Origin of the sequence: Stenotrophomonas rhizophila, assembly GCF_020857975.1 — a bacterium.
Taxonomy (GTDB): Bacteria; Pseudomonadota; Gammaproteobacteria; order Xanthomonadales; family Xanthomonadaceae; genus Stenotrophomonas; species Stenotrophomonas rhizophila_C.
In genome coordinates this window covers 97,669-121,411 of sequence record NZ_JACWUO010000005.1, presented here as the reverse complement: position 1 = coordinate 121,411, position 23,743 = coordinate 97,669, and the positions used below count along the sequence as shown (strand labels likewise).

At 69.0% G+C, this 23,743-nt stretch carries 20 protein-coding genes; 12 read left to right on the top strand and 8 right to left on the bottom strand.

The genetic code is table 11. From position 1 onward, the window contains the following. Positions 1-27: 27 nt before the first annotated feature. Entirely contained in the window at positions 28-699 is a 672-nt protein-coding gene (locus IC535_RS06865; protein ID WP_228885532.1) for a TetR/AcrR family transcriptional regulator, read from the bottom strand. Between the two features lie 128 nt (positions 700-827). Here IC535_RS06865 and IC535_RS06860 point away from each other — a divergent pair, with 128 nt between their 5' ends. Then, positions 828-3,104 carry a TonB-dependent receptor gene (locus tag IC535_RS06860; protein ID WP_228885531.1) on the top strand — a complete coding sequence of 759 codons (2,277 nt, stop codon included), beginning with the start codon at positions 828-830 and terminating at the stop codon, positions 3,102-3,104. Between the two features lie 15 nt (positions 3,105-3,119). After that, positions 3,120-4,031: a tyrosine-protein phosphatase gene (locus IC535_RS06855; RefSeq protein WP_228885530.1), complete on the top strand. Its 912-nt coding sequence runs from the start codon at positions 3,120-3,122 to the stop codon at positions 4,029-4,031. 39 nt (positions 4,032-4,070) lie between these two features. Here the strand turns inward: IC535_RS06855 and IC535_RS06850 are convergent, their stop codons facing one another. The 4 genes from IC535_RS06850 to IC535_RS06835 all read right to left on the bottom strand — a co-directional run bounded on the left by IC535_RS06850 (position 4,071) and on the right by IC535_RS06835 (position 6,832). Further along, positions 4,071-5,387, bottom strand: coding sequence for a PQQ-dependent sugar dehydrogenase (locus IC535_RS06850; RefSeq protein WP_228885529.1), 1,317 nt, complete (start codon positions 5,385-5,387; stop codon positions 4,071-4,073). Then, positions 5,384-5,800 (bottom strand): DUF2231 domain-containing protein, encoded by a 417-nt coding sequence (locus IC535_RS06845; protein WP_228885528.1) that lies wholly within the window; start codon positions 5,798-5,800, stop codon positions 5,384-5,386. Before IC535_RS06845 ends, IC535_RS06850 begins: the two co-directional genes overlap by 4 nt. A gap of 98 nt (positions 5,801-5,898) precedes the next feature. After that, positions 5,899-6,261 (bottom strand): hypothetical protein, encoded by a 363-nt coding sequence (locus IC535_RS06840; RefSeq protein ID WP_228885527.1) that lies wholly within the window; start codon positions 6,259-6,261, stop codon positions 5,899-5,901. A gap of 34 nt (positions 6,262-6,295) precedes the next feature. Continuing rightward, positions 6,296-6,832 (bottom strand): hypothetical protein, encoded by a 537-nt coding sequence (locus IC535_RS06835; RefSeq protein WP_228885526.1) that lies wholly within the window; start codon positions 6,830-6,832, stop codon positions 6,296-6,298. Positions 6,833-7,114: 282 nt separating this feature from the next. Between IC535_RS06835 and IC535_RS06830 the strand changes: the two genes are divergently transcribed. After that, positions 7,115-7,510, top strand: coding sequence for an OsmC family protein (locus IC535_RS06830; RefSeq protein ID WP_228885525.1), 396 nt, complete (start codon positions 7,115-7,117; stop codon positions 7,508-7,510). 234 nt (positions 7,511-7,744) lie between these two features. On the opposite strand, the gene IC535_RS06825 is transcribed toward IC535_RS06830, so the two are convergent. The 3 genes from IC535_RS06825 to IC535_RS06815 form a co-directional block, all read right to left on the bottom strand. Then, positions 7,745-8,605 (bottom strand): OmpA family protein, encoded by an 861-nt coding sequence (locus IC535_RS06825; RefSeq protein ID WP_228885524.1) that lies wholly within the window; start codon positions 8,603-8,605, stop codon positions 7,745-7,747. A 96-nt stretch (positions 8,606-8,701) separates the two neighbouring features. After that, a complete protein-coding gene (locus IC535_RS06820) occupies positions 8,702-13,153 on the bottom strand; it encodes a YadA-like family protein (protein WP_228885523.1) in 4,452 nt (1,483 codons plus the stop codon). A 495-nt stretch (positions 13,154-13,648) separates the two neighbouring features. Then, complete coding sequence (locus tag IC535_RS06815; RefSeq protein WP_228885522.1) at positions 13,649-14,635, bottom strand: AraC family transcriptional regulator; 987 nt, start codon at positions 14,633-14,635, stop codon at positions 13,649-13,651. 776 nt (positions 14,636-15,411) lie between these two features. Between IC535_RS06815 and IC535_RS06810 the strand changes: the two genes are divergently transcribed. From IC535_RS06810 to IC535_RS06770, 9 genes are all read left to right on the top strand, one after another. Further along, positions 15,412-15,591 carry a Flp family type IVb pilin gene (locus IC535_RS06810; protein WP_228885520.1) on the top strand — a complete coding sequence of 60 codons (180 nt, stop codon included), beginning with the start codon at positions 15,412-15,414 and terminating at the stop codon, positions 15,589-15,591. 128 nt (positions 15,592-15,719) lie between these two features. Next, entirely contained in the window at positions 15,720-16,265 is a 546-nt protein-coding gene (locus IC535_RS06805; RefSeq protein ID WP_228885519.1) for an A24 family peptidase, read from the top strand. Next, a complete protein-coding gene (locus IC535_RS06800) occupies positions 16,262-16,753 on the top strand; it encodes a pilus assembly protein (protein ID WP_228885518.1) in 492 nt (163 codons plus the stop codon). Before IC535_RS06805 ends, IC535_RS06800 begins: the two co-directional genes overlap by 4 nt. 32 nt (positions 16,754-16,785) lie before the next feature. Continuing rightward, on the top strand, positions 16,786-17,799 hold the full coding sequence (gene cpaB / locus IC535_RS06795) for a Flp pilus assembly protein CpaB (protein ID WP_228885517.1): 1,014 nt from the start codon (positions 16,786-16,788) through the stop codon (positions 17,797-17,799). Positions 17,800-17,818: 19 nt separating this feature from the next. Beyond that, complete coding sequence (locus tag IC535_RS06790) at positions 17,819-19,198, top strand: type II and III secretion system protein family protein (RefSeq protein ID WP_228885516.1); 1,380 nt, start codon at positions 17,819-17,821, stop codon at positions 19,196-19,198. 25 nt (positions 19,199-19,223) lie between these two features. Continuing rightward, positions 19,224-20,507 carry an AAA family ATPase gene (locus IC535_RS06785; protein WP_228885515.1) on the top strand — a complete coding sequence of 428 codons (1,284 nt, stop codon included), beginning with the start codon at positions 19,224-19,226 and terminating at the stop codon, positions 20,505-20,507. Continuing rightward, positions 20,492-21,841, top strand: coding sequence for a CpaF family protein (locus tag IC535_RS06780; RefSeq protein WP_228885514.1), 1,350 nt, complete (start codon positions 20,492-20,494; stop codon positions 21,839-21,841). Before IC535_RS06785 ends, IC535_RS06780 begins: the two co-directional genes overlap by 16 nt. A 2-nt stretch (positions 21,842-21,843) precedes the next feature. Beyond that, on the top strand, positions 21,844-22,794 hold the full coding sequence (locus IC535_RS06775) for a type II secretion system F family protein (RefSeq protein ID WP_228885513.1): 951 nt from the start codon (positions 21,844-21,846) through the stop codon (positions 22,792-22,794). Then, the gene (locus IC535_RS06770) at positions 22,791-23,738 is read left to right on the top strand and encodes a type II secretion system F family protein (RefSeq protein ID WP_228885512.1); all 948 of its coding nucleotides are present in this window, start codon (positions 22,791-22,793) and stop codon (positions 23,736-23,738) included. The genes IC535_RS06775 and IC535_RS06770 overlap by 4 nt, the downstream gene beginning before the upstream one ends. Positions 23,739-23,743: the final 5 nt, after the last annotated feature.

The window sequence follows — 23,743 nt, the reverse complement described above, 5'->3', positions numbered from 1 at the left end:
TCGCGTTCCAGAAACCCGGCGGCACCATCAGCAAGCGTTCGCTGTGGTGCACGGCTGCTCGGCCAGCACCGTGGCGATGGTCGAGGCCAACAGTTGGCGCACGGTATCGGCGGCCAGATCGGGATCGCGTACCGCGCGCATTGCCAGGCCTTCCACCAGCAGACGCATCAACAGCGTGCGCCGGGCCAGGTCGGCCTCGTCGGCGACGCGTCCGCGGGCGACGTCGTGCTGGCGCAGCCATGCAGTGATCGCCGCGCTGGTCTGCCGGTCGTGCCGGCGCAATACCTGCGCCACCACCGGATCGCGCTGGGCTTCGGCGGTGATTTCCGCATACAGCGCCACGTTGGCGATGGCATTGCCATGGGTATCCAGGGTCTCCCCGCGCGCCCATTGCTGGTAGCAGCGCAGCAGGCCTTCAACCAGATCCGACGAGGCCGGCATGTGGCCGATCGAGGCCTGGTCGTGGGCGAGCTGGCGTTCGATCAGCGCCAGGATCAGTGCCCGCTTGTTCTCGAAATAGCGATACATCAATCCCTGGCTGATGTCCGCCTCGGCGGCGATCTCACTGATCGAGCCGGCGTGGAACCCGCGGGTGATGAAGCAGCGCTGCGCGGCATCCAGGATGCGTTGGCGCTGGGTCTCGGCCCGGGCGGCGGCGGCGTCATCGGCCGGGAGTGCGGAGAGAGGGTTGGGCGTCATTGCATGTCGTATCGGGCATCCAGTGTGGGGAAATGGTACGCCACGGCCGCGCATGAATGAACGGTCATTCACCTGTCATTTCACGCACCCAGACTGCGCCGGCCCCCTCCCTGCCGTGAACGACTCCGATGCGCTACGCCCTGCTGCACCGCCATCTGCTCGCCCTTGCCGTCGCCACCGCCCTGCCCGGCCTTGCCGCCGCCAACGAGGCGGCCGATACCGCCGACAGCGCCGCCCGCGACGTGGTCGCGCTGGACCAGGTGGTGGTCACCGCGCAGAAGCGCGCCACCAACCTGCAGGACACCCCGATCTCGGTGTCGGTGGTGGATGCCGAGGCCTTGAAGGACCGCAGCGCGATCTCGCTGGGCAGCCTGTCCGACGGCTCGATTCCGTCGCTGCGGGTCACCCCGTTCGCCACCCGCAGCTCGGCCCTGAACATCGGCATCCGCGGCATCGGCGCCTCCGGCGATGCCAACCAGCCTGCGCGCGATGCCGGCGTGGGCGTGTATGTGGATGGCGTGTTCATGGGCCGCGCGCAGGGCCTGGGCAGCATGCTCTACGACGTGGAGCGCATCGAGGTGCTGAAGGGCCCGCAGGGCACCCTGTTCGGCCGCAACACCGAAGGCGGCGCGATCAGCATCGTCACCAAGGCGCCCACCGGCGAATTCGGCGGCAGTGTCAGCGCCGGGGTGTCCAACTACAGCGGCTACAACAGCGGCCTGCACCTGGACCTGCCCAAGGTTGGCGATGTCAGCGTCAAGATCGATGCGGTGCAGGCCACGCGCGGCGGCACCACCGACAACCCGATGCGCGGCGAGCGCGATTTCAACCGCTACGACAAGCGTGGCGCGCGGGTGAGCGCGCTGTGGCAGCCCAGCGATACGTTCTCGGCGCTGTACGCCTTCGACCGTTCCTACGATGCGAGCACGCCCTACCATACCCAGGTACTGGTGGCAGGCCCGGCGTTGAGCCCGTTGCAGAAGGCCGGCGCCAGCCAGGACCGGCGCGATGCGTCGATCCTGGGCGGCCCGCAGGAAGACAACATCGGCCGTACCAGCGGCCACCTGCTCAACCTGGGCTGGACGCTGGGCGACAACCTGGAACTGAAATCGATCAGCTCCTACCGCGAACTGACCCAGGGCCAGTTCGACATGGGCCTGGTCGATGCGATTTCCGCCTATACCGGCCCCAACAGCGCCTTCGGCCGCTACAGCCTGGCCCAGGTCTACCAGCACCAGTACAGTCAGGAATTCCAGCTGGTCGGCAACACCACGCAGGTGCAGTTCCTGGCCGGCGCGTTCTACTACCACGAAACCGCCGGCGACAACGCGCAGACTCCGAACATGCTGCAGTGGGGCCCGGGCGGCAACAGCTATGGGCTGAACCCGGCCACCAACCCGCTGAACCTGGCCAACGTGCGCATCGACCGCGCCAGCAAGGCCTGGACCGACAGCCTGGGCCTGTTCGGCCAGGCCACCTGGACGCCGGCGTCGATCGAACGGCTGCACCTGACCGCCGGTGGCCGCTACACCCGCGATGAGAAGAAAGGCAGCCTGTCCATCGTCAACGGCGCGCCCACCGCCCTGGCCTTCGATGATGCCTGGGGCCGCTTCGACCCCATGTTCAACATCGCCTACGACCTGACCGATGCGGCGATGGTGTACGCCAAGTACAGCACCGGCTTCAAGGCTGGCGGCGCCAACTCGCGCTCCACCACCTACACCGCGTTTGCGCCGGAGGAAGTGACCGCGTTCGAGCTGGGCTTCAAGTCGCAGTTCTGGGACAACCGCGCACGGCTCAACCTGGCGCTGTTCGATGCGACCATCGAGCACAAGCAGATCGACTTCTCGCTGCCGTTCGACCCCAACAGCGGTGTCACCCGCACCACCATGGTCACCACCAATGCCCTAAACAAGGGCAGTTCGCGCGGTGCCGAGCTGGAGTTCAGCGTGATGCCGGTAGACAACTTGACCGTGGGGCTGAACTACGCCTACACCCGGATCGATGCGCAGACTGCGGTCGACCCGTTCGGCGCCGGCGTGGAGGTCACCGTCAAGCCGCTGCTGGCGCCGAAGAACGCCGGCAGCCTGTCGCTGGATTACCTGGTGCCGTTCGCCAATTTCTCGGCGCTGAAATTCCACCTGGACGGCAACTGGTCCGATGGGTTCTACACCAGCGAATACGACCAGATGCTCACCGACAGCTCGTTGGTGGTCAATGCGCGCGTGGCGCTGATCGACGTGCCGCTGAACGCGACCGGCACCACCATGGCCGTGTCGCTGTGGGCGCGCAACCTGCTGGACGAACAACACCTGTTCTACAAGCTCAACAGCGCCGCACTGGGCCAGACCGGCATCTTCAACGATCCGCGCACCTATGGCCTGGACCTGAGCGTCCACTTCTGACCCCTGGAGATTCCGATGCCTACCCGACACACCCCGCTCGCGTTCGCGCTTTCCCTGGCACTGAGCCTGCCGCTGCTGGCCGGCAGCGCCCTGGCCGATAATGGCCAGGCGGTCACGGCCGAACCGGCCCATTCCACCGCGACCGCCAACGTACAGCCGCTGGCCGCCGACGCACAGCGCGTGCTGCCGCTGCAGGGCGCATGGAACGTGCGCAGCTTCGCCGGCCTGCAGGGCGCGCGCGGGCCGATCCCGGCCAACGCCTTCGTGCGCACCGCCGACCTGGGGCGGCTGACCGCCGCCGACCGTGACACCCTGGCGGCGGCCGGCGTCACCCTGGACCTCGACCTGCGTACCGCCGATGAGCAGGCGCAGTCGCCGGACCTGCTGGCCGACGATGCGCGCTTTGCCTACCAGCGCATTTCGCTGATGGGCACCGAGAAGATGGACCTGCAGAAGATGATGACCAGCTTCCCCGCCAGCCTGGGCGAAGCCTATGTGCAGTGGATGGAGCACAATCAACCGCAGTTCAGGCAAGTATTCCAGCGCATCGCCGCCGAGCGCGACGGCACGGTGCTGTTCCACTGCACCGCCGGCAAGGACCGCACCGGCGTAATCGCCGGCCTGCTGCTGGACCTGGCCGGCGTGCCGCAGGCCGAGATCGTGCACAACTACGCCATTTCCGCGCACTACCTGCAGGACCAGCCCAAGGACAGCGCGATGAACGCGCAGATCATGGCGTTGATCAAACAGAACCCGGAGATCGGCAGGAAGCTGGCCGGCATGGCCGGCACCGCACCGCAGGACATGCAGATGTTCCTAGCCGCACTGCACCGGCAGTACGGTGGTGCCGAAGGGTACCTGAAGGCGATCGGCGTGAGCGATATCGAGATCGCGCAATTGAAGCAGCGGTTGGGCCAGGCCAATTGAGCAGTGCAGGCCGGCATCCGCTGCCGGCCTGCCGTCGGTTCATGGCGGCGGTGCGGTTGCCGCCACCGGGGTCACCCGCCAGATCGTATTGGCCAGGTCATCGGCCACGATCAGCGCACCGCGCGGGTCGAGCGTGACCCCGACCGGACGGCCGCGGGTCAGGCCATCCTCGCCATGGAAACCGGTCACCACATCGATCGGATCGCCGGCCGGGCGGCCGTCGCGGAACGGGACGAACACCACCTTGTAGCCCACCGGCGGATTGCGGTTCCAGCTGCCGTGTTCGCCGACGAACACCCCATCGGCGAACGCCGCGCCCATCGCCGGCGATGAAAACGCCACGCCCAGCGCAGCCACGTGCGAGCCCAGCGCGTAGTCCGGGGCGATCGCGCTGGCCACCTTGGCCGGGTTCTGCGGCATCACCCGCGTATCCACGTGCTTGCCCCAGTAGCTGTACGGCCAGCCGTAGAAGGCGCCCTCACGCACCGAGGTCAGATAGTCCGGCACCAGGTTCGGGCCGATCTCGTCGCGCTCGTTGACCACCGCCCACAGTGTGCCGGTGCCGGGCTGGATCGCCAGTGCGGTGGGATTGCGCAGGCCGGTGGCGAATACCTTGTGCGCGCCGCTGGCCGCGTCGATCTGCCAGACCTGGGCGCGGTCGATTTCTACGGCCATGCCGCGTTCGGTGATGTTGCTGTTGGAACCGATGCCGACATACAGGTAACGCCCGTCGGCACTGGCGGCCAGCGACTTGGTCCAGTGGTGGTTGATCGCCGCCGGCAGGTCGGTGAGCTTGACCGGCGCGCCGCCGGCCCGGGTCTGCCCGTCCTGGTAGTCGAAGCGGACCAGCGCATCCTGGTTGGCCACATACAAGGCGTTGCCGACCAGGGCCAGGCCGTAGGGCGCGTTGAGGCCGTCGGCAAACACCGTCCTGAACTCGTACACGCCATCGCCGTCGGCGTCGCGCAACAGGGTCAGGCGGTTGCCGCCCTTGACGGCGGTGTTGCCCTTGGACTTGATCCGGCCGGCGATCACATCCTTGGGCTTGAGGTTGGGCGCGCTGCCGCCACGCCCTTCGGCCACCAGGATGTCGCCGTTGGGCAGCACCAGGGTCTGGCGTGGAATGGCCAGCCCGGTGGCGATCGCCGCGATCCGGTAGCCCTTGGGCACACTGGGCACCCGATCGCCCCAGGCGGTCGGCTTGGCGATGGTCATGTCCGGCATCACCCCGCGGTTCGGCGTGGGCAGCTGGGGGTCGGCACCGTACTGCTCGAGCGGCGGCGCGGCCGGGCTGCAGGCGGCCAGGGCCGCGGCCAGCACCGAGACGGACAACAGCGTGATCGTTTGGCGTTTCATCGTGCACCTCCGGCGCGCAGGCTGGAAAAACCGATCCAGGTGGCCACCAGGGCCAGCACGCTGACCAGCGCCGACAGCAGCAGCGCACCGGGCATGATCGCCCACGCGTCGCGGGCGTGGTGCAGTGCGTTGACAAAACCCACCACCCAGGTCGCGATCAGCGCCACCAGGTAGACGGTGCCGGCGCTGCCGCGCAGCCGGCCGACAATGGCCAACAGCAGCGCGATGCTGGTCATCACCATCGCCCCGACCAGCAGCCAGGCCGCGAAGTTGCTCCACTGGATTTCGTAACTGCTCCAGTAGGCGTAGTCGGCCAGCAGGGCGCCCAGGAACAGCGGCAGCACGCCGCCGAGCACGGCCGCGTGGAACGGATGGATGGCCCATGGCCGGGACGAAACAACGGACGATTCCATGGCAGGCTCCTCGAGAAAGGGGGATCGACCCGCCCCATCCTGCCACCGGTATGTGATGCAACCTGTGATGCCGACGCACCCGACCGCGCCGCCACCGGTTACATGAGCCAGCTGAACCCTGATTCGCGCCGGGCTCCGGCGATGGTCAATGTTGCCGCCTCATCGTCCACCACCAGCGTAAACGGCTCGACCCGCGGATCGGCGCCGGCGTAGACCACCTCCATCTTTCTGCCCGCGGTGTCGAAGGCCTTCACCTGGTAATTGCCGCGCAGCACGACACCTTGGCGGTCACCGGGCCTGTGCACGGTGATGCTGGCGATTTCAGGCCGCTGATCGTACCCGATCTCCATGTACAGGCTGTAGCCGCCACCATGGAACGACAACGACGTTGTGGCATGGGCCATGCTGCAGAGCAGGCCAAGCACCGCCACCATCGCGATGGATCGTATCAACACCCGCATACCGTCACCTCACAGAGTCAAGTGGAACACTGTCTCAACGCGCCCGCTGCAGGCGCACGCGTTCTTCCAGCGTGGCCAACCCGGCGCTGTCATCGCCCAGCTGCGCGCGCACCGCCTCCACCACGCCCAGGAACCGCTTGCGCTGGACCAGGAAGCAGACCAGGAACATCACCAGCATCAACAGCATCGGCGCCGCACTGGGGCGCAGCGCAATCATGAACGGCATGGTCAGGGTGATGGCCAGCGTGTTCCAGTTGCACAGCCCCAGCACCCGCACTTCGCGGCGCCGGGCATCGACCTCGATCCGGCCGCGCATCACCGGGTAGAAGCGCACCGCGAAACTTTCACGGAAGGCGATGCGGCCATCGGGCATGGCGTGGAATACCAGCGGCAGCCGGGTGTCCACGGCCATGTCGCGTTCCAGGCTGCCCGGCGACAGCCGCACCCGCGCCGCCGCCGGAGTGGCGATGCGCTGCTTGAACAGCGCGATGCCCCAACCATAGTAGGCCGGCGTCCAGGCGAACTGGACCATCATCTCCAGCAGCAGCAAGGCAATCAGGGCGATGGCCATCGATCATCCTTCGGCAGGTGGCGGCGCGCCGCGCGCGCAGGTGCACGCGCCGGCAGTAGGGGCGATCCCGGCAGCACCTTCCCCGCACTGCCCGGCCAAGCATACCCGAGCGGCCTGCCTGCCCCCAACGCAGTTGCCCGATCCCCGTCGATGGCCGACCGGGTACCTGCGCCGGCGTTGCGCCGCGCGCGCATCCAGCGCCCGAAGCCTGCGCACCGCAGCGGCGCAGGTACCCATGGCATGCGATGCTGGCTGCCTCCGACACCGCGCAGGCATCCTCCCATGGCACAGGTCCAGATCGTTTCCGAAGGCCCCAACTACCGCCACCAGATCCGCAGCGGTGCGCATGCGGTGATCGCCGATGAGCCGGCCACGCTGGGCGGGCAAGGCGCCGGGCTGGCCCCGTTCGATCTGTACCTGGCCTCACTGTCGGCCTGTACCGCGATCACCCTGCGCATGTACGCGGAAAAAAAGGGCTGGGAGCTGGGCCAGTTTCGTGCCGAACTGAGCTCGAGCCGCGATGCGGTCGGCAAGCTGGTGGTGCACCGGGTGCTGCATGCCAGCGGCGCGCTCACCGATGCGCAGTGGCAACGCCTGCTGGAGGTGGTGGAGAAGACCCCGGTAACCCTGGTCATGCGCGAGGGCGCCACCATCACCAGCGAACGCGGCCCGGCATGAGCCGCTGACCCGACACTACCCGCCAGGCCGGCAAGGACCAGGCGTTGGTGCCCCGAGCGCTGATCGCACGCAAACAAGATGACCTGGCCCGCCGCCCCAATGCGATGACGGGGGAGACATCACGCGTGACCGACGAACCAGGTCAAAACATCGCCTGGGCCGATGCGGGGAGAGCTGCATCGGCCAAGGTCACAGCGGAGGGGAAGCGCGGCGGGTGGGCGGTAGCAGCCGGCCTCAGCGCGGCTGCGCCACGCCGGCGATTTCAACGCGGCGGTTCGGTGCCAGGCAGGCGATCAGCGCCTGGCGCCCGGCCTGCTCGCATTGCACCAGCGGATCGGCCTTGCCACGGCCTTCGGCCATGATCGCTGTCGGCGGCACGCCGCCGCGCACCAGCGCATCGCGTACCGCCTGCGCGCGGCGTTGCGACAGCGCCAGGTTGTAGTCGTCGCTGCCGATGCGGTCGGTATAGCCGCGCACCTGGATGGTCTGCACCTGGCTGGCAGCGCGTACCTGCTGCAGCAACCCGGCCACGCTGCGCCGCCCGTCCTCGGTCAAGGTGGCGCTGTCGAAGGCGAACAAGGCATCGGCCGACAACCGTAGCGGCTCGCTCGGCATCGGTGCCGGCGGCGATGGCACCGCCGCCGGTGCCGGCGGCTGCAGCACTGCTGCGCATGCCTGTGGCTTCCAGTAACCGGCCTGGGCGATGCCCTTGCCATCGAACTGCACCTGGAACTGGCAGGTGAAGTAGTCCCCGCCCGGGCTGCTGCGGAAATTGAACAGGTAGTTCCACTCGCGCACGCCCCACATGCCTTCACTGAAATGCGGTGTGCCCAGTACGGTATACAGCTGGCGCTTGCTCATGCCACGGGCGAACAGGCGCAGGTTGTCGACGTTGACGAACAGCCCTTCCTTCAACGTGGCGCGGGCGGGATCGGGAAAATGGACCGCGGTGGTGTCGGTGCCCTCGCCCGCGCCGGCCGGCGCGTTGTCCTTGTGCTTGCCGCCGCTGGCGCAGGCACTGATCAGCAGCACCGCCAGGCCCAGCGACAGCGAGCGCAGCAGTGGTGTGTGGTCGGTATGGATGGATGCGTACATGGATTCCCCCTTGGGCGCGGATACGCGCTGGAATCCCCGCTGCCAGACAGTGCCGGCAGCGGGAACGGTCAACAGAGCAGGTTCAACGAAAGTGGCCTACCACTGGATCCCGGCGCCGACCGAAACCCCGCCCTCGCCGCGGCTGTTGGTGGTGCCGGCCACCTTGTAGATCCAGCGGCCGCCGTCGGATACCCCGGAGATGCCCACCGCCACCCCCGACTCGCCGTTGTAGCTGCCGGCCGCGATGGCGGCCATGCTGCGCCCGGCCTCGTAGGGCTGCGGCAGCCCGGCCACCGCCATCGCCGCGGCCACCCCGGCCGAGGCGCGGTCGTCGGTACGGCGCAGGTTGCGGTCGAACGAATCGAAGCGTTCGTCGGTATACGCCTTGGACCAGTCCAGGGTCTGGTTCATGCCGGCGCGCAGCTGGTCCACGTTGACCGCGTCGGTGCCCGCGGTGCCAGCGGCGACATTACGGACCCTGGTGGGGCCGGTGCTGGAACTACCCAGGGTGACGCTGTTGAGGTTGGTGGTGCCGTTGATATTGTTGTCGTAGCGGATGGTGCCCTGCTGCGAGGCCTGCAGCTGGCGCACGTTGACCGCATCGGTGGCCGCGCTGCCATCGCCGACGTGGGTGATCTGGCGCTCTGCCCCGGCGCTGCCGACCGACACCGTATTGTCGCGGCTGGCCACCGAGCCGGCGCCCAGCGCCACCGTATTGTTGCCCTGGGCGCTGGCCCCGTTGCCCAGCGCGGTGCTGTCGGCACCGGCCGCGCTCGACCCGACCCCGCCGGCCGCCGAGTTGGCCCCGGTAGCCGCCGGTGCGGCCAGGTTGTTGCTGTCGTTGACCTGGAACATCCCCGAGGTGCCGTTGTTGATGTTGTTGATCTGGGTATCGGTATAGGCCTTGGACTGATCGATGGCGTAGCTGACCCCGTTCTGCAGCTGGCCGACGTTGACCGCGTCGTAGCGGTCCGAACCATCGGCCACGTGGGTGACCTTGCGCTCGCCACCGGTGCTGCCCACCGCCACTTCGCCTGCCGAGTTGCTGGCCCCGGCCGCGCCGAAGGCACCGGTGTAGCCGGCCTGCGCGCCCACGCTGGCGACCGAACCGCTGCCCAGCGCCACGCTGTTGTCGGCACTGGCGGTGGCCCCATCGCCGATCGCGGTGCTGCCGCTGCCGCTGGCCGAGGCCACCGGGCCGATCGCGATGCTGTTGGCACCGGTGGCGCTGGCCGCGGCCTTGGCCGAATTGACCTGCACGAACGGGCTGCCCGCGCCCGGCTGGATCTGGTCGATGCGGGTGTTGAGGTTGGTCAGCGAGGAATCCACTGCGGCGAAGGCTGCGGTGACGTTGCCATAGGTGTTGCCGAGCACGCTGCCGTCGGTGGCGATCGAGGAGATGCTGAAGGTCGGCGCGGTCCAGAGATTGGTGGCCGGGTCGAAGCTGGTGGTGCCACCGAAGTAGCCGACCAGGGCATTGTTGGTCTGGAACAGCTGGTTGCCGGTGACCGCATCGCGGCTGCCGGCCAGCACGCTGCCGTCGGCCAGGTTGCCGATCCCCACCGCCGTGCCGCTGCCGTCGCCGGCCAGGCTGATCTGGTTGGTGGCATTACCGCTGCCGTCCACGTCGTACTTCACCGCCAGCCTGTCCACCGTATCGGTCTGGTCGGCCACGTTGGCCAGCGACTGGCTGACCGCATCGAAAGCGGTGCCCACATCGTCATAGCTGCCCGGGGTGACCTGGCCGGTGCTGGATACCGCGTTGATGGTGTAGGTGGGCGCGGTCACCAGGCCGTTGGCATCTACCGTCGCGCCACCGCCCAGGTGGGTGGCCACGGCCTGGCTGGCGTTGAACAGCTGGGCGCCGTTGATCGCCTCGGTGCTCAGCGCGCCGACGCTGCCGGCGGCCAGGTTGCGCAGCGCGGTGGGGCCGGCGCCGTCGCCCAGCGTGGCGCTGGCGTAGTTGACGCTGCCATCGGGGTTTTCATCGTAGCGCAGCGCGCCGTCGGCCGAGGCCTGCAGCTGGCCAAGGTTGACCGCGTCGGTGGCCAGGGTACCGGCAGCCACATTGACCACCTGGCGTTCGCTGCCCGCCGCACCCACCGACACCGTACCGGCACGATCTGCCACCGCCCCGGCGCCGACCGCGACCGCGTTGTCGGCGGTGGCACTGGCCCCGGTACCGACGGCGATGCTGTCCACGCCAGCGGCGGCCGCATCGGCGCCGGTGGAGTTGATCTTCAGGTAGCGGCTGCCCGCGCCGTTGCGGATGTCGGTGATCTGCGTATTGAGGTTGACCAGCGAACCGTCCACCGCCGAGAACGCGTCGGTGGCGTTGTCGTACACGCCCGGGGCGATCGTCCCGTCGGTGGAGATGGTGCTGATCGCAAAGCTCGGCGCGGTCCATGCCCCGGTGGTCGGGTCGAACGCGGTGAGCCCGCCGAAGTACTCGGTGATGGCCTGGTTGGTGGAGAACAGCTGCGCGCCGTTGACCGCCTCGGTGCTGGTGGCGCCGATGGCGCCGTTGGCCAGGTTGGCGATGGTGCTAGTGCCGGTACCGGCGCCCAGGGTGATGCGGCGGTAGTTGGCACCGCCGGCGCCGTCGTCGTCGTAGGTCACCGCAAAACCGTCCAGCGCGTCGATCTGGCCGATCGCCCCCTGCAGCTGGGCGACATTGACCGCATCGGTGGACGCGCTGCCGGCGGCCACGTTGGTGAGCTGGCGTTCGCCGCCGACAAAGCCCACCGACACTTCACCGGCCGACACCTGCGCGGTGTTCAGGCCGAAGGCGCTGTAGCTGGCCTGAGCGCCGCGGTTGGCCACCGTGCGGTAGCCCACCGCCACGCTGTTGGCCTTGTCCGAGGTCGCCTCGGCACCCAGCAGCACCTGGCCATTGGCGGTGCCGCGGGCGCTGTCGCCGACCACCACCGAATGGCCCATGCGCGCGGCATAGTCGGCCGTGGGCACGCCGGTGGGATCGGTGGGGTCGTTCAGGCCGGCGCCGGGGAAGGCCAGGTTGGCATCCTGCAGCGGCAGCTCATGGCGCGCGTTGGCGCCGATCACCACTTCCTTGGAGCCGTTGGCATAGGCACCGTCGCCGACCAGCACCTGGTAGTCCTGCGCGGCATTGACCGCCCAGCAATCGACGCTGGCCACCAGCAGGTCCACGCACTGGTTCGACCAGCCCGGCGCCTGGTCGGGCAGCACCAGGCCGAGCAGGCCGTTGGGGTCGCCGTTGTTGATGTTGTAGATGTAGCTGTCCGAGGTCACTCCGCCGATCAGGGTCAAATGCGAGCTGCCCCCGGTGACCGCCCCGTCCAACCCGTTGAGCAGGGTGCCGACCGGGGTCAGGTTGACCAGCGGAATGCCCAGCACATTGGTCACCGAATAGGTCTGCATGACGTTGGCGCTGCTCACCGCCAGGTTGCCGTTGCGCACATAGCCGTCGCCGCCGAGCAGGCCCTGCGCGGTCGGCCCGACCAGGGTGGACAGCGAGCCGACCAGGCCGCCGGTGCCGATGATCAGGCCGGCGTCGGGGTCGGCCGGTGCCGGTGCCTTGGGGCTGCCCGGCGGAATCGCGGTCGGCTGCACGGTCGGCGCCGGGAAGAGCCCGCCCACGATATTGCCCACCTTGCTGCCGACCCCGTTGAGCAGGTCGCCGACCCCGCCCAGCAGGCCGCCGCTGGCGCTGGGCGCGATGCCCAGCGAGGTGGTCTGCATCACCGCCGCACCGGCATCGACCAGCTTGGGATTACGGTCGGCCGCATCGACCAGATGGCCCAGCGCATCGACCTTGACTCCGCCGGCCACGCCGCTGGCCAGGGTTGCGTTGACCGCGTCATCGACGCCGTCGGTAACGGTCTCGCCGCTGCCCAGCGCGACGCTGGCATCGGCCTCGGCGGTGGCATCGAGCTTGGCCAGTGCGCCATCGACGCCGACATCGGCCTTGGCCGCCAGCGCAGCCGCCGCGGGGCGGACCAGCGTGGTGGTGGCCGCGGCCTTGGCTTGCACCGCCACCGTCGGGCCGGCTTTGGCCTTCGCGACGACGGTTGCGCCGAGCCTGGCCTGCGGCGTGGCGACGGCAGTCACGCCGGCGTTGAGCGCCAGCGGCTTGCCTGCGACTTCTACCTGCAGGCCGACCGTGGCCGTGCCCGGCACCGCCACTTGCTGTGGCGCTGCGGGTGCGACGCCGACCGCGCGCGCGCCCAGGCCCAGGTTGAGATCGATATTGGCCTGCGCACTCAGCGCCGGGGCGCTGTTGCGGCTGTGCGCCACCGCCGCCAGGGCGGCCTCGGCGTCGATCTTGACCGGCAGTGGCGCGTACTTGGCGGTCAGCGCCTCCAGGTCGGTCATGGTCTGGTTTTCACCTGCCCAGGCCGTGCCGGCGCACAGCACCATCGACAGGCCCAGCGACAACGCCGACAGTGGTACGCGCAGATGCACCACGGTCGGGCCTGCGGCGAGGCTGCCGCGGGAAGTGGAAATTTCGGAGACCACCACCAGCGCGTTGAGCCGGTGACTCCAGACCAGTCGGAAGATGCGGTTCATCAGGTATTCCCCCGTGTGACGTTGTGGGCTGCGACATCCATGCCTGTTGGCACTTGGAGGTCATTACAGCGGCCACGTCAGCGGCGGGGCACTTCATTCCGGCAGCGCCAGCGTGCGTTCCGGCAAGACAACGGGGATAACCGGCAGCGGCATGCGCAATTCCGGCAGATTGCCGGAAACGTGCATGGGGCGGCGTTTCTTGTCCTTCAGCAGTTCTGCTTGAGGGCCGGCCGCAGATCAAAAGCAGCGAATCCGTGCCTGCGCTGCGCTGGGTTGGCACGGGCGGGTTGGCGGGACACGCCGTGAACCCGTCCGTGGGGGCTTGGCGAAAACATCCATGTTTTCGACAGTCCCGCCAACCCACCCGTGCCAACCCTTCACACGTTGCCGGTGCGCACAGAAAGAGCGGTAAGCCCGGGCACGGCTCGGACATCGCGATGCCGCAACGAAGGGAGCCGATCCTTGGCATGACAGCAATCGCCAGAGCCATCTAACTCAGGCCGGGCTGCCGATCTGGGCCGGGGCGCGCATCAGCGTGTCGCGTGGCAGCTCACCGAAGACACGGCGGTAGTTGTCGGCAAAACGGGACAGGTCCCACAGCCCGCAGCTCAACGCAACGGCCTTGACCGACTTGCGGCTGGAATCGGCCATCGACAGGCCACGGCAGGCCGCGCACAGGCGCAGCATCGACAGGTAGCGGTTCGGCGAGGTGCCGAACAGGTCCTCGAACGCATAGCGCAAGGCGCGTTCGCTGACGCCGGCCGCATCGCAGATTTCGTGCATGTAGATATAACGGCGCAGATTGAGCCGCATGAAATTCTCGGCACGCTGGGCGATCAGGTAATGGGTGCGGCGCGCGCGGCTGTTGCCGGGCCGGTCTTCGTTGCCGGCTGCCAGCAGCGCCTGTACGTGTTCGTGCAGCAGCGACTCCACCGCGTCGCCGGCCAATCCGCTGCCCTGGCCCAGCTGCTGGTGCAGCTGCGCATACCGCTGCTGCAGGGGCGCCGGTCCCAGCCCTCCGCCGGGGCTGAACAACGACAGGGCCTGCCCGGACGGCAAGGTATTGCGCAGGCTCAATTCGGTCAGTTTGCGCTGCACGCGCTGCATCGGTGCCAGCAGCAGACTCAGCCGGGTACCGGCGCTCAGGGTGAACTCACTGATGCCTTCGGGCAGCACGGTCAGGGCCATGCCGGCGCTCAGTGGAATACCGTGGCACCAGCTGCGCGCGGCATCGGTGGCGTGGATGAAACCAAGCAGGCACCAGTCCTGCGGCAGCATGAAACGTCCACGGAAGTGGAAGCCGCACTCGGCCGTGCAGAACAACGCCTCGTCGTGTACCTGCGAATGCACTGCCGCACGCGGGCCATTGCCGTCGAGCAGCACCACCTCCATGTCGCACACGCGCAGCACGCCGCTGAGCGTGGCCAGGTCGAACGACCTGAGCGCGCTGTCGCCACTGCCATCCACTGCACCATCAACCATGATAGTGACGCCCCCTTTGGCCCGGCCGCCGGCGCGATCATGACCGCACCGCACCCCATCCCTGCTTCATGCATGCCAACCGCGATAAACCCGTGCGCGCACCGCCAGTGCCACGACGGAAAGAATGTCCCTTTATCTTCTGCGGCGCATCAGCGGCAGTGCCGGATATTCGATGCGCATTTTTCGCCAGTATGCCTGAACTGGGCAGAGGTCAATACGTGAAACCGCATATGCCGCAACGCCTCCTAAACTACCAACAAAGCCATTGAAAACCCGGCCAAAGCGCGTCAAAAAACCGCCATCACAACGCCATCACACAATAAACACACCGCCTTCACTTTATAAACATTAAATGGAAGTCAAACCCGCACGAAAAACGCGGCACCGGCACCGAAGATAAATTTCCAGGCCGGCATGCCGATTTGGTGCATTAGGTTTACTTGGATTGCCCGACTATTTTGGCAATCGCATACCCGGCACTCCATGGCGGAGCCGGGTTGGTTCAACAGGGGGATGCAATGACAAGGCTCGACGATTCCACGCCGCTCCGTGCACCGAGCGCAGCTGCGCCGGTGCCCGGCCCGCGCACAACGACCCTGCCCGCCACCTTCTGTCCGCGCAACGTCCAGCCCGGTAGCGACCGGCCGGACCAGCGGCTGTAGTCCGGCCGCGCCCTGGGCAGGAGCCCGGGTCGTTGGAAGGCCCCGGTGGAACCGGATCCGGCCATCCTCCCGCAGGTAGTTGATCGATTGACCTGGAACAAGGAGAAGTCCGTCATGAACGCTTCAATCCGCAAGTTCGTTGCCGAAGAAGATGGCGTCACCGCGCTGGAATATGGCCTGCTCGCCGCGGTCATCGCCGGGGTGCTGATCGTAGTGGCCAAGCCCGCGCTGGAAGACATGTTCGGCACGCTGTTCGACAAGCTCAAGGCCGTCGCCACCAGCGCCACCACCTAGTCCATCCAGCGGCCGGCACGCCGGCACAGGACAACGATGCGGTATTCCCGCAGGCCTGACGGCCTGCGGCAATGGCAACGCTTTGCCCTGCGCCCACCGGGCCGGTGCCCCTTCATGGAGGAGCCCGCATGTCATTGCTGCCCCTACTGGCCATGCTGTTGAGCGTGCAGGTCGCCATCAGCGACCTGTATGCGCGGCGCGTGTCCAACCGGTGGCTGCTGTGCACCGCAGTGGTCGCCCTGATCGCATTGGCGGCGGCCTGGGCGATGGGTGAGCGCGGTTTTCCCGGCAGCCATCTGGCCGGCATGGCGCTGGGCCTGGCCGCGCTGCTGCCGTTCTACCTGCTGGGCTGGATGGGCGCCGGCGATGTGAAGTATTTCGCGGTGCTGGGCCTGCTGCTGGGCGCACCGGCATTGTTGCCTATCTGGTTGATCAGCAGCCTGCTGGCCGGCGGCCATGCCCTGTGCCTGCTGCTGGCACCGCACCTGCGCGCGGCGTTGCCGCTGCGCGCGCAATGGTTGAGCGAACGCGTCCAGCAACAGTGGCGCGCCCATCCCGGTGCGCGCCAGCTGCACGGCGCACGCCAGGGCCGGGTCGGCATTCCCTATGCGGCCTATATGGCGGTGGCCACGGTGCTGGTGGTGCTGCACGCGCACTATGGAGACGCGCCATGAACCCGACCGTCCGCCCTGCGCGTGCGTGCCGGCGCCGGCAACGCGGCGTGGTCACCCTCGAATTCGCCTTGATGCTGATCCTCGGACTGGTGCCGCTGCTGCTGCTCACCTACACCGGGGTGATGATCATGGCCGTGCAGCAGACCCTGTCGATGGCCTCGGCCGAGGGCGCGCGCGCCTCGCTGCGCTATGCCAGCAACAGCGACCGCCGCGCCGCGGCCTGCCTGGCCGCACGCCGGTCGATGCAGTGGCTGCTCAACTACGCCGGGCAGACCCCGGACTGCAGCAACGCCGGCGCACCGCCGATCGTGGTGTCCGCCCCGGCGCCCTGTGCCGGGCTGGCCAGCGCGCAATGCATGCAGGTCTCGGTCAGCTACGACTACGGCAGCAAACCGTTCCTGCCCGGCACCGGCCGCCTGTACGGCTGGATGGTGAGCGAACCGATCCGCAGCACCGCCGTGGCCCAGCTCGACCTGGGCACGCCCTGAATGCCCGCACCCTTTTCCGCCGGAGGCACCGCATGCTCAAGCTGACCCGCATCGCCGCCGTGGCCCTGATCGCCCTGGCCCTGCTGCTGGCGGTGATCGCCATCGTGGTCAGCCGGCGCGCCGCGCCCGAGGTGGCCGCCCTGTCGCCGCAGGTGGCCGGGCAGCCGCGCAGCTGGCTGGTGGTGGAGGCGGCCAACGCGCTGCCGGCCGGGCGCCCGATCGACGCATCCGACCTGCGCATCGGCAGCGCGCCGCAGGCGCCGACCAGCGGCTACGGCAGCATCGCCGCGGCCACCGGTGCGGTGCCGGTGCGCGACATCGCCGCCGGCACCGCGCTGGACAGCAGCCTGATGGCCCAGGGCTACGCGTTGCGCCTGAATCCGGGCGAGCGTGCGCTGGCGCTGCCGGTGGACGAACTGGTCGCCGCCGGCAACCGCATCCTGCCCGGCGACTATGTGGATGTGTTCCTCAACCTGCAGGCGCCGGCCGGGCTGCACACCGACGGCCAGGCCCAGGCGCGCCTGCTGCTGTCGCGGCTGCGCGTGCTCAGCTACGGCGCCGCCGACAGCGCGCCTGGACAAGCCAATGTAGCCACCGCCAGCGCCGGCAACGACAGCCGCGCACAGGACATCAGCGGCGCCTCCAGCAGTAGTGGCGCCAGCAACGGCAACACCCCGATCCGCAGCGCGGTGCTGGCGGTACCGGTGGCGCAGGCCAACCGGCTGCTGCTGGGCGCCCAGCAGGGCAAGCTGTTCCTGGCCCTGCGCAACCCGGCCGATGTCGGCGGGCCGGACCTGGCGCTGTTCGCCCAACCCGGGGCGGTGCTCAGCGCGCGCGGCGAACTCAGCCCGGAACAGCGGCTGGCACTGCAGTCGCCGGAGAACGCCGCCTATGCCGGCATCGACAGCGACGGCCTGGCCGGACGCGGCGCGGCGCGGCGCGCGCCCACCGTCCACCCGTCCAGCGCGCCGCGTGCAGCGCCGCGGCTGGACCGCGGCATCGAGATCATCCGCGGCGACGCCGCTTCCCCCAGTGGCTCGCCCTGAGCCCATGCCGAGACCCTACATGACGCCACGCCCTGCCCCGGCGCACCGCCCCGCCCCGCGTTGGCTGCCCAGCCTGGCGCTGCTGCTCGTGCTCGGCAGCTGTCCAATGGCCGGCATGGCCAGCGCCGACGTGGTCCTGCAGACCCGCGAACAGCGGCCGTGGACGCTGCCGGCCGACCTGGAACGGGTGGCCATCGCCGACCCGGGCGTGGCCGACCTGGTGATGCTGCGCGGGCAACGCCAGGCGCTGCTGGTGGGCAAGTCCAACGGCAGCACCACCCTGCTGCTGTGGCGGCGCGGGCAGGCCGAACCACAGCGCGTGCAGGTGCAGGTACGCAGCGCGCTGCAGGGTGCCTTGCCGGACAACCCGGACCTGCAGCTGACCCTGCAGGGCCAGCAAGGCCTGCTGCAGGGCAGCGCGCCCAGCCTGCTCGACCACCAGCAGAGCCGCAAGGCCGCCGCCCTGGCGGTGGGCGAGGACGGCCAGTTGGCCGATGTGTCCACCATCGGCAGCGGCGGCGTGGTCCAGGTCGAGGTCAAGGTGGTGGAATTCAACAAGTCGGTACTGCGCCAGATCGGCATGAGTTTTGCCAACAAGAATTTCAACGGCAGCAACGGCTTCTACTACGGCATCACCCGCCCGGGTGCGTCGCTGCCGGGCGTGCTGCCGGCCACCGACTCGGGCACCGGCACCGTGCCCGACGGTATCGTGGTCACCAACCCGCTGTCCTCCGCGTTCGGGCTGGTGTTCAAGTCGCTGACGCACGGCTGGGATGCCAACATCGACCTGCTGCAGAGCAACGGCATGGCCCGCGTGCTGGCCGAACCGACCCTGGTGGCGCTGTCCGGGCAAAGCGCCAGCTTCCTGGCCGGTGGCGAGCTGCCGATCCTGGAACCGCAGGGGCTGGGTACCACCACAGTGACCTTCAAGCCGTTCGGCATCGGCCTGACCGTCACCCCCACCGTGCTGGGCCCCAACCGCATCGCGCTGAAGGTCGCCCCGGAAGCCAGCGACCTCAACTACGCCGCCGGCATCACCTACAACGGCGTGCAGGTGCCCTCGATCACCACCCGCCGCGCCGACACCACGGTGGAACTGGGCGACGGCGAAACCTTCGTGATCGGCGGGCTGGTCAGCAACACGGTCAGCTCCAGCGTGGACAAGATACCGCTGCTCGGCGACCTGCCGATCATCGGCGCGTTCTTCCGCAGCCTGAGCTACAAGCGCGAGGAAAAGGAACTGGTGATCATCGTCACCCCGCGGCTGGTACAGCCGCTGGCCAAGGGCACCGAGGTGGCCCTGCCCGGCGAGCGCGAGGCCAGGCCGAACCAGCCGGTGTGGGGCGCGTGGCTGTTGAGCCCGGCCAGCTCCGACCAGTTGCCCGGCTTCTCGCGCTGAGCCCGATGCCAGGAACCTGCCGCCCATGTCCGCCGCCTCCCTCCAGCTGCTGCAACCGATGGCACCGCCGATGACGCTGGTGCTGCTGGCCCCCGACTGCGGCCTGCTGGCGGCACTGGCCGCCAAGCTGCCGGTAGGCACGCCGCTGCACTGGGAAGACAGCGCATCGCCAACCGCGCTGGATGCCCATCGCCGCGCCGGGGCCTGCATCGTGCTGCTCGACTACCGCCGCGAACAGGCCACCGCATCGGCCGAGCTGGGCCGGCAGCTGCAGCGCAGCCTGCCCGAGCTGCCGCTGGTGGCGGTGGGCTCCACCGCCAGCGACCAGGTCGACGGCATCGTGGCGGCGGTGCGCGCCGGCCTGCGCGACATCCTCGACCTGGAATCGAACACCGCCGACATCGACGCCGTACTGCGCCGCGCCGCCGGTACCGCCGGCGTGCGCGCCGTGCCGGCCGAGGCGCCGCACAAGGCGCGGCTGGTGCTGGTGCTGGGCGCGCGGGCCGGGGTCGGCAGCAGCACCCTGGCCGCCCACGTCGGCGTGCTGGCCCAGCAGCTTGGCCATCCGGCCGCAGCCACCGCGCTGGAGAGCGACCCCACCCGGCACAGCAACAGCCTGCTGCTGCTCGACCTGGGCCAGCCGGCCGGCGATGTCGCGCTGTATCTGAACCTGGACAGCCAGTTCCATTACGACGATGCGCTGCGCAACGCCAACCGCATCGATGCCACCCTGGCCCGCACCGCGATGACCCGCCATCCCGGCGGGCTGGCCCTGCTCGGCCAACCGGCCGGCAGCGAGGCCGGCCCGATCGCCGACCCGGCCGTCCTGGTGCAGCGCCTGCGCGGGGTGTTCGATACCGTGCTGTGCGACCTGGGCGGGGCGCCGCTGCGACAGATCCCCCGCTCGCTGCTCAACAGCGCCGACGACATCTGGCTGGTCGCCGACCAGGCCATCGGCACCCTGGTGTCGCTGGATCTGATGCTCAAGCAACTGGACACGCTCGGCGCCCGCGATGGCCGCCTGCAACTGGTGGTCAACCGCCACGATGAAGCCGGCGGGCTGGCCCCGGCGCAGATCGCGCAGCGGTTCGCGCTGCCGCTGCTGGCCACCCTGCCCGACTGCAACCGCCTGCGTGCCAGCGCCAACCACGGGCATCTGCTGCTGCACGATGCCCCGCGTGACCCGTACCTGCGTGCCCTGACCCCGCTGCTGGCGCGACTGGACCCGGCGGTGGCCGGGGCCCTGCCGCGCGGCTGGCGGGAAAAACTCGCCCTCCGCCTGAGTGGCCTGCAATGGAAGACAAAGTGACCCCGTTCGCTCCCCCGCCGGCACGCGCCGACGCCGATGCGGCCGAGCCCGCGCACCCGCCGTTCGCCCAGTCCGAGGAGTACCAGAAGGTACTGGTCGCCGCGCACGAGCACCTGCTCAACAGCATCGAAGACGAACGCATCGACATCGATGCCTGGGCCCCGGACACGGTGGTGCGCTACGTGCATACCCAGACCGCCAGCTTCGTGCAGGAATGGCGCATTCCGATCAACGAAGCGGAAATGGAGGTGGTCGCCGCGGCACTGGTCAAGGAGCTGACCGGTTTCGGCCCGCTCGAAGACCTGCTGCACGATCCCACCATCGAAGACATCCTGATCAACGGCTACAAGGACATCCACGTCTCCCAGGGTGGCCGGCTGCTGCGCGCCCCGCAGCGTTTCAGCGACGACAGCCACCTGCTGCGCATCCTGCGCCGCATCCTGGCCCCGCTGGGCCGGCGCCTGGACGAGTCCAACCCGATGGTGGATGCGCGGCTGCCCAACGGCGGCCGCCTCAACGCGATCATCTCCCCGCTGGCGGTGGATGGCCCGATGGTGTCCATCCGCAAGTTCCGCAAGGACCCGTTCACCCCCGACGAACTGCTGCGCATGGGTACCTTCGACCAGGCCATGCAGGCGCTGCTGCATGCGATGGTGCTGGGCCGCTGCAACATCCTGGTCTCCGGCGGCACCAGCTCGGGCAAGACCTCCCTGCTCAACGCGCTGGCCAGCTACATCCCGCCCGACGAGCGGGTGATCACGGTGGAAGACACCGCCGAGCTCTCGCTCAACCATCCGCACGTGGTGCGCCTGGAAAGCCGTATCGGCGGTGCCGACGGCAACGGCGCGGTCAGCATCCGCGACCTGGTGCGCAACAGCCTGCGCATGCGCCCGGACCGCATCGTGGTCGGCGAAGTGCGTGGCGCCGAAGTGCTGGAAATGCTGCAGGCGATGAACACCGGCCACGACGGTTCGATGGCCACCATCCACGCCAACTCGCCGCGCGACTGCCTGTACCGGATCGAGATGCTGGCCGGCTTTGCCGGCTTCCAGGGCAGCGAAGACAGCCTGCGCCGGCAGATCGCCAGCGCCATCGACTTCATCGTGCAGATTTCGCGGCTGGGCAGTGGCCGCCGCGTGCTGGTCTCGATCACCGAAATCACCGGGGTCGGCGACAACCTGATCAGCACCCAGGAAATGTTCCGCCACGAAATCCAGCTCGATGCCGACGGCAAGGAACGCGACCATTGGGTCGGGCTGGGCTTCCATCCGCATTCGCACAAGCTCGAGCCGTTCCGGCGCCAGCTGCGCGAAGCCCTGGAAGGAGGGTACTGAGCATGATCACGGTGCTGCTGCTGTGCAGTGCGGGGCTGGTGCTGGTGGCCATCGCCGTGGAGCTGTGGGCCGGTGCGGGCCGCCGCGCGCGCCAGCGCAGCTCGCTGCAGCATACCGAACAGCGCCTGGCCGCCACCCCGGCACCGCCTGCGCTGGCCGGTGCGCCGGCACGCACGGCTGCGGCCGCAGCCGTGCCGGGCAATCCGCCCCGCAGCGGCGCACTGCGCTGGGACGCGCTGCTGCAGCGCGCCGGCCTGCGCCCGGGCTGGCGCCTGCCGGTGCTGTGGTTGCTGGGCGGGCTGCTGCTGGCATGGGCGTCGGCCATGCGCATCGGCACCGCCTGGATGTGGCCGATCACCCTGCTGCTGTACGCCCTGGTGCTGGGGCTGTGGGTGTCGCGCCGGATCAACGGCCTGCGGCAACGGTTGTTGCGCCAGCTGCCGGACTTCCTCGACAACCTGGTGCGCCTGACCGGGCTGGGCAACAGCCTGCAGATGTCCTTCCAGACCGCCGCCCAGCAGGTGCCGATGCCGTTGCGCCGCCTGCTCGATGACACCTTGTCGGGCACCCGCAGCGGGCTGGACCTGGACCGCGCGCTGAGCCAGTCGGCCCAGCCCTACCGGCTGGAGGCGCTGGAGGTGCTGGCGGTGGTACTGGGAGTGAGCATCCGCATCGGCGGCCGCTCGGACCAGATCCTGCAGCGCATGAGCGATTTCATGCGCGACCTGGACCAGGCCCAGCAGGAACTGGTGGCCACCACCGCCGAAACCCGTATGTCGGCCTGGGTGCTGGGCCTGCTGCCGCCGCTGTGCGCGCTGCTGATGGCCATTTCCAGCCCGGAATTCTTCGAGCCGGTGCTGCATGCCCCGCTGGGCCACAAGTTGCTGGGCATCGCGCTGGCGCTGGAACTGATCGGTGCGTTCGCGCTGTACCGGCTGGCGCGTTCGCTATGAGCGCCAGCCTGCTGTGGACCGCCGCCTTGCTGCTGCTGGCCCTGGGCATCGCCCTGCTCGGCCTGGCCTGGCTGCTGCTCAGCGGCCATCAGCAGCGCACCGAAGCCACCCTGCAGGGCGCGCTGCGCAGCCGCCAGCCCGGCACGCCCAGCGACGCAGCGGCCGCGCCCGGCGCCGAACCGGTGCAGCGTGGCCTGTCCTGGCTGGCCGCGCTCGGCGAACGCTGCAACGGCGGCCGCCTGGAGGCGGCGCTGCTGGCCCCCGAAGACCGCCTGCTGCTGGACCAGGCCGGCTGGAATACGCGCACCGGCACCGCCACCTTCCTGGCCTTGCGCCTGCTGCTGGCCGCGCTGTGCCTGCTGCTGGCCTGGAGCCTGTACAGCGGCAGCGGAGTGAGCCGGGCGCTAACCCTGCTGGCCGCCCTGGCCTTCGGCGTGCTGCTGCCCAAGTTCGCGCTGCGCGCCTGGGCCAAGCGCCTGCGCCGCCGGGTCAGCAACGAGCTGCCGCTGTTGATCGACCTGCTGCGCCTGCTGCAGGGCGTGGGCTTCAGCATGGACCAGAGCCTGCAGACGCTGGGCGACAAACTGCGCACCGCCATCCCGGTGCTCGGCCGGGAAATCCACCAGGCCAACATCGCCTACATGCACGGGCGTACCCGCCAGCAGTCGCTGCGCCGGCTCGGCGAATCGTTCGACGATGAAGACCTGCGCAGCCTGGTGCAGCTGATGCTGCAGGTCCATCAGCACGGTGGCGCGGTGCAGGAACCGCTGCGCCAGTTCAGCGCGCGCCTGCGCGAACAGCGCCGTTCCTCGCTCAAGGAAAAGGTCGGCAAGCTCTCGGTGAAGATGACCGTGGTGATGATGCTGACCCTGTTGCCAGCGTTGATGCTGGTGTTGTCCGGCCCGGCGATCATCGCCCTGGCCCATGCCCTGGCCACCATGTGATGACT

Excerpts from the sequence above, each read along its gene's own strand:
- IC535_RS06790 (WP_228885516.1), top strand. The coding sequence starts at position 17,819 with ATGACGCCACGCCCTGCCCCGGCGCACCGCCCCGCCCCGCGTTGGCTG.
- IC535_RS06825 (WP_228885524.1), bottom strand. The coding sequence starts at position 8,605 with ATGTACGCATCCATCCATACCGACCACACACCACTGCTGCGCTCGCTG.
- IC535_RS06855 (WP_228885530.1), top strand. The coding sequence starts at position 3,120 with ATGCCTACCCGACACACCCCGCTCGCGTTCGCGCTTTCCCTGGCACTG.
- IC535_RS06845 (WP_228885528.1), bottom strand. The coding sequence starts at position 5,800 with ATGGAATCGTCCGTTGTTTCGTCCCGGCCATGGGCCATCCATCCGTTC.
- IC535_RS06805 (WP_228885519.1), top strand. The coding sequence starts at position 15,720 with ATGTCATTGCTGCCCCTACTGGCCATGCTGTTGAGCGTGCAGGTCGCC.
- IC535_RS06835 (WP_228885526.1), bottom strand. The coding sequence starts at position 6,832 with ATGGCCATCGCCCTGATTGCCTTGCTGCTGCTGGAGATGATGGTCCAG.
- IC535_RS06830 (WP_228885525.1), top strand. The coding sequence starts at position 7,115 with ATGGCACAGGTCCAGATCGTTTCCGAAGGCCCCAACTACCGCCACCAG.
- IC535_RS06775 (WP_228885513.1), top strand. The coding sequence starts at position 21,844 with ATGATCACGGTGCTGCTGCTGTGCAGTGCGGGGCTGGTGCTGGTGGCC.
- IC535_RS06800 (WP_228885518.1), top strand. The coding sequence starts at position 16,262 with ATGAACCCGACCGTCCGCCCTGCGCGTGCGTGCCGGCGCCGGCAACGC.
- IC535_RS06850 (WP_228885529.1), bottom strand. The coding sequence starts at position 5,387 with ATGAAACGCCAAACGATCACGCTGTTGTCCGTCTCGGTGCTGGCCGCG.
- IC535_RS06770 (WP_228885512.1), top strand. The coding sequence starts at position 22,791 with ATGAGCGCCAGCCTGCTGTGGACCGCCGCCTTGCTGCTGCTGGCCCTG.
- IC535_RS06860 (WP_228885531.1), top strand. The coding sequence starts at position 828 with ATGCGCTACGCCCTGCTGCACCGCCATCTGCTCGCCCTTGCCGTCGCC.
- cpaB (WP_228885517.1), top strand. The coding sequence starts at position 16,786 with ATGCTCAAGCTGACCCGCATCGCCGCCGTGGCCCTGATCGCCCTGGCC.
- IC535_RS06815 (WP_228885522.1), bottom strand. The coding sequence starts at position 14,635 with ATGGTTGATGGTGCAGTGGATGGCAGTGGCGACAGCGCGCTCAGGTCG.
- IC535_RS06865 (WP_228885532.1), bottom strand. The coding sequence starts at position 699 with ATGACGCCCAACCCTCTCTCCGCACTCCCGGCCGATGACGCCGCCGCC.
- IC535_RS06785 (WP_228885515.1), top strand. The coding sequence starts at position 19,224 with ATGTCCGCCGCCTCCCTCCAGCTGCTGCAACCGATGGCACCGCCGATG.
- IC535_RS06840 (WP_228885527.1), bottom strand. The coding sequence starts at position 6,261 with ATGCGGGTGTTGATACGATCCATCGCGATGGTGGCGGTGCTTGGCCTG.
- IC535_RS06810 (WP_228885520.1), top strand. The coding sequence starts at position 15,412 with ATGAACGCTTCAATCCGCAAGTTCGTTGCCGAAGAAGATGGCGTCACC.
- IC535_RS06820 (WP_228885523.1), bottom strand. The coding sequence starts at position 13,153 with ATGAACCGCATCTTCCGACTGGTCTGGAGTCACCGGCTCAACGCGCTG.
- IC535_RS06780 (WP_228885514.1), top strand. The coding sequence starts at position 20,492 with ATGGAAGACAAAGTGACCCCGTTCGCTCCCCCGCCGGCACGCGCCGAC.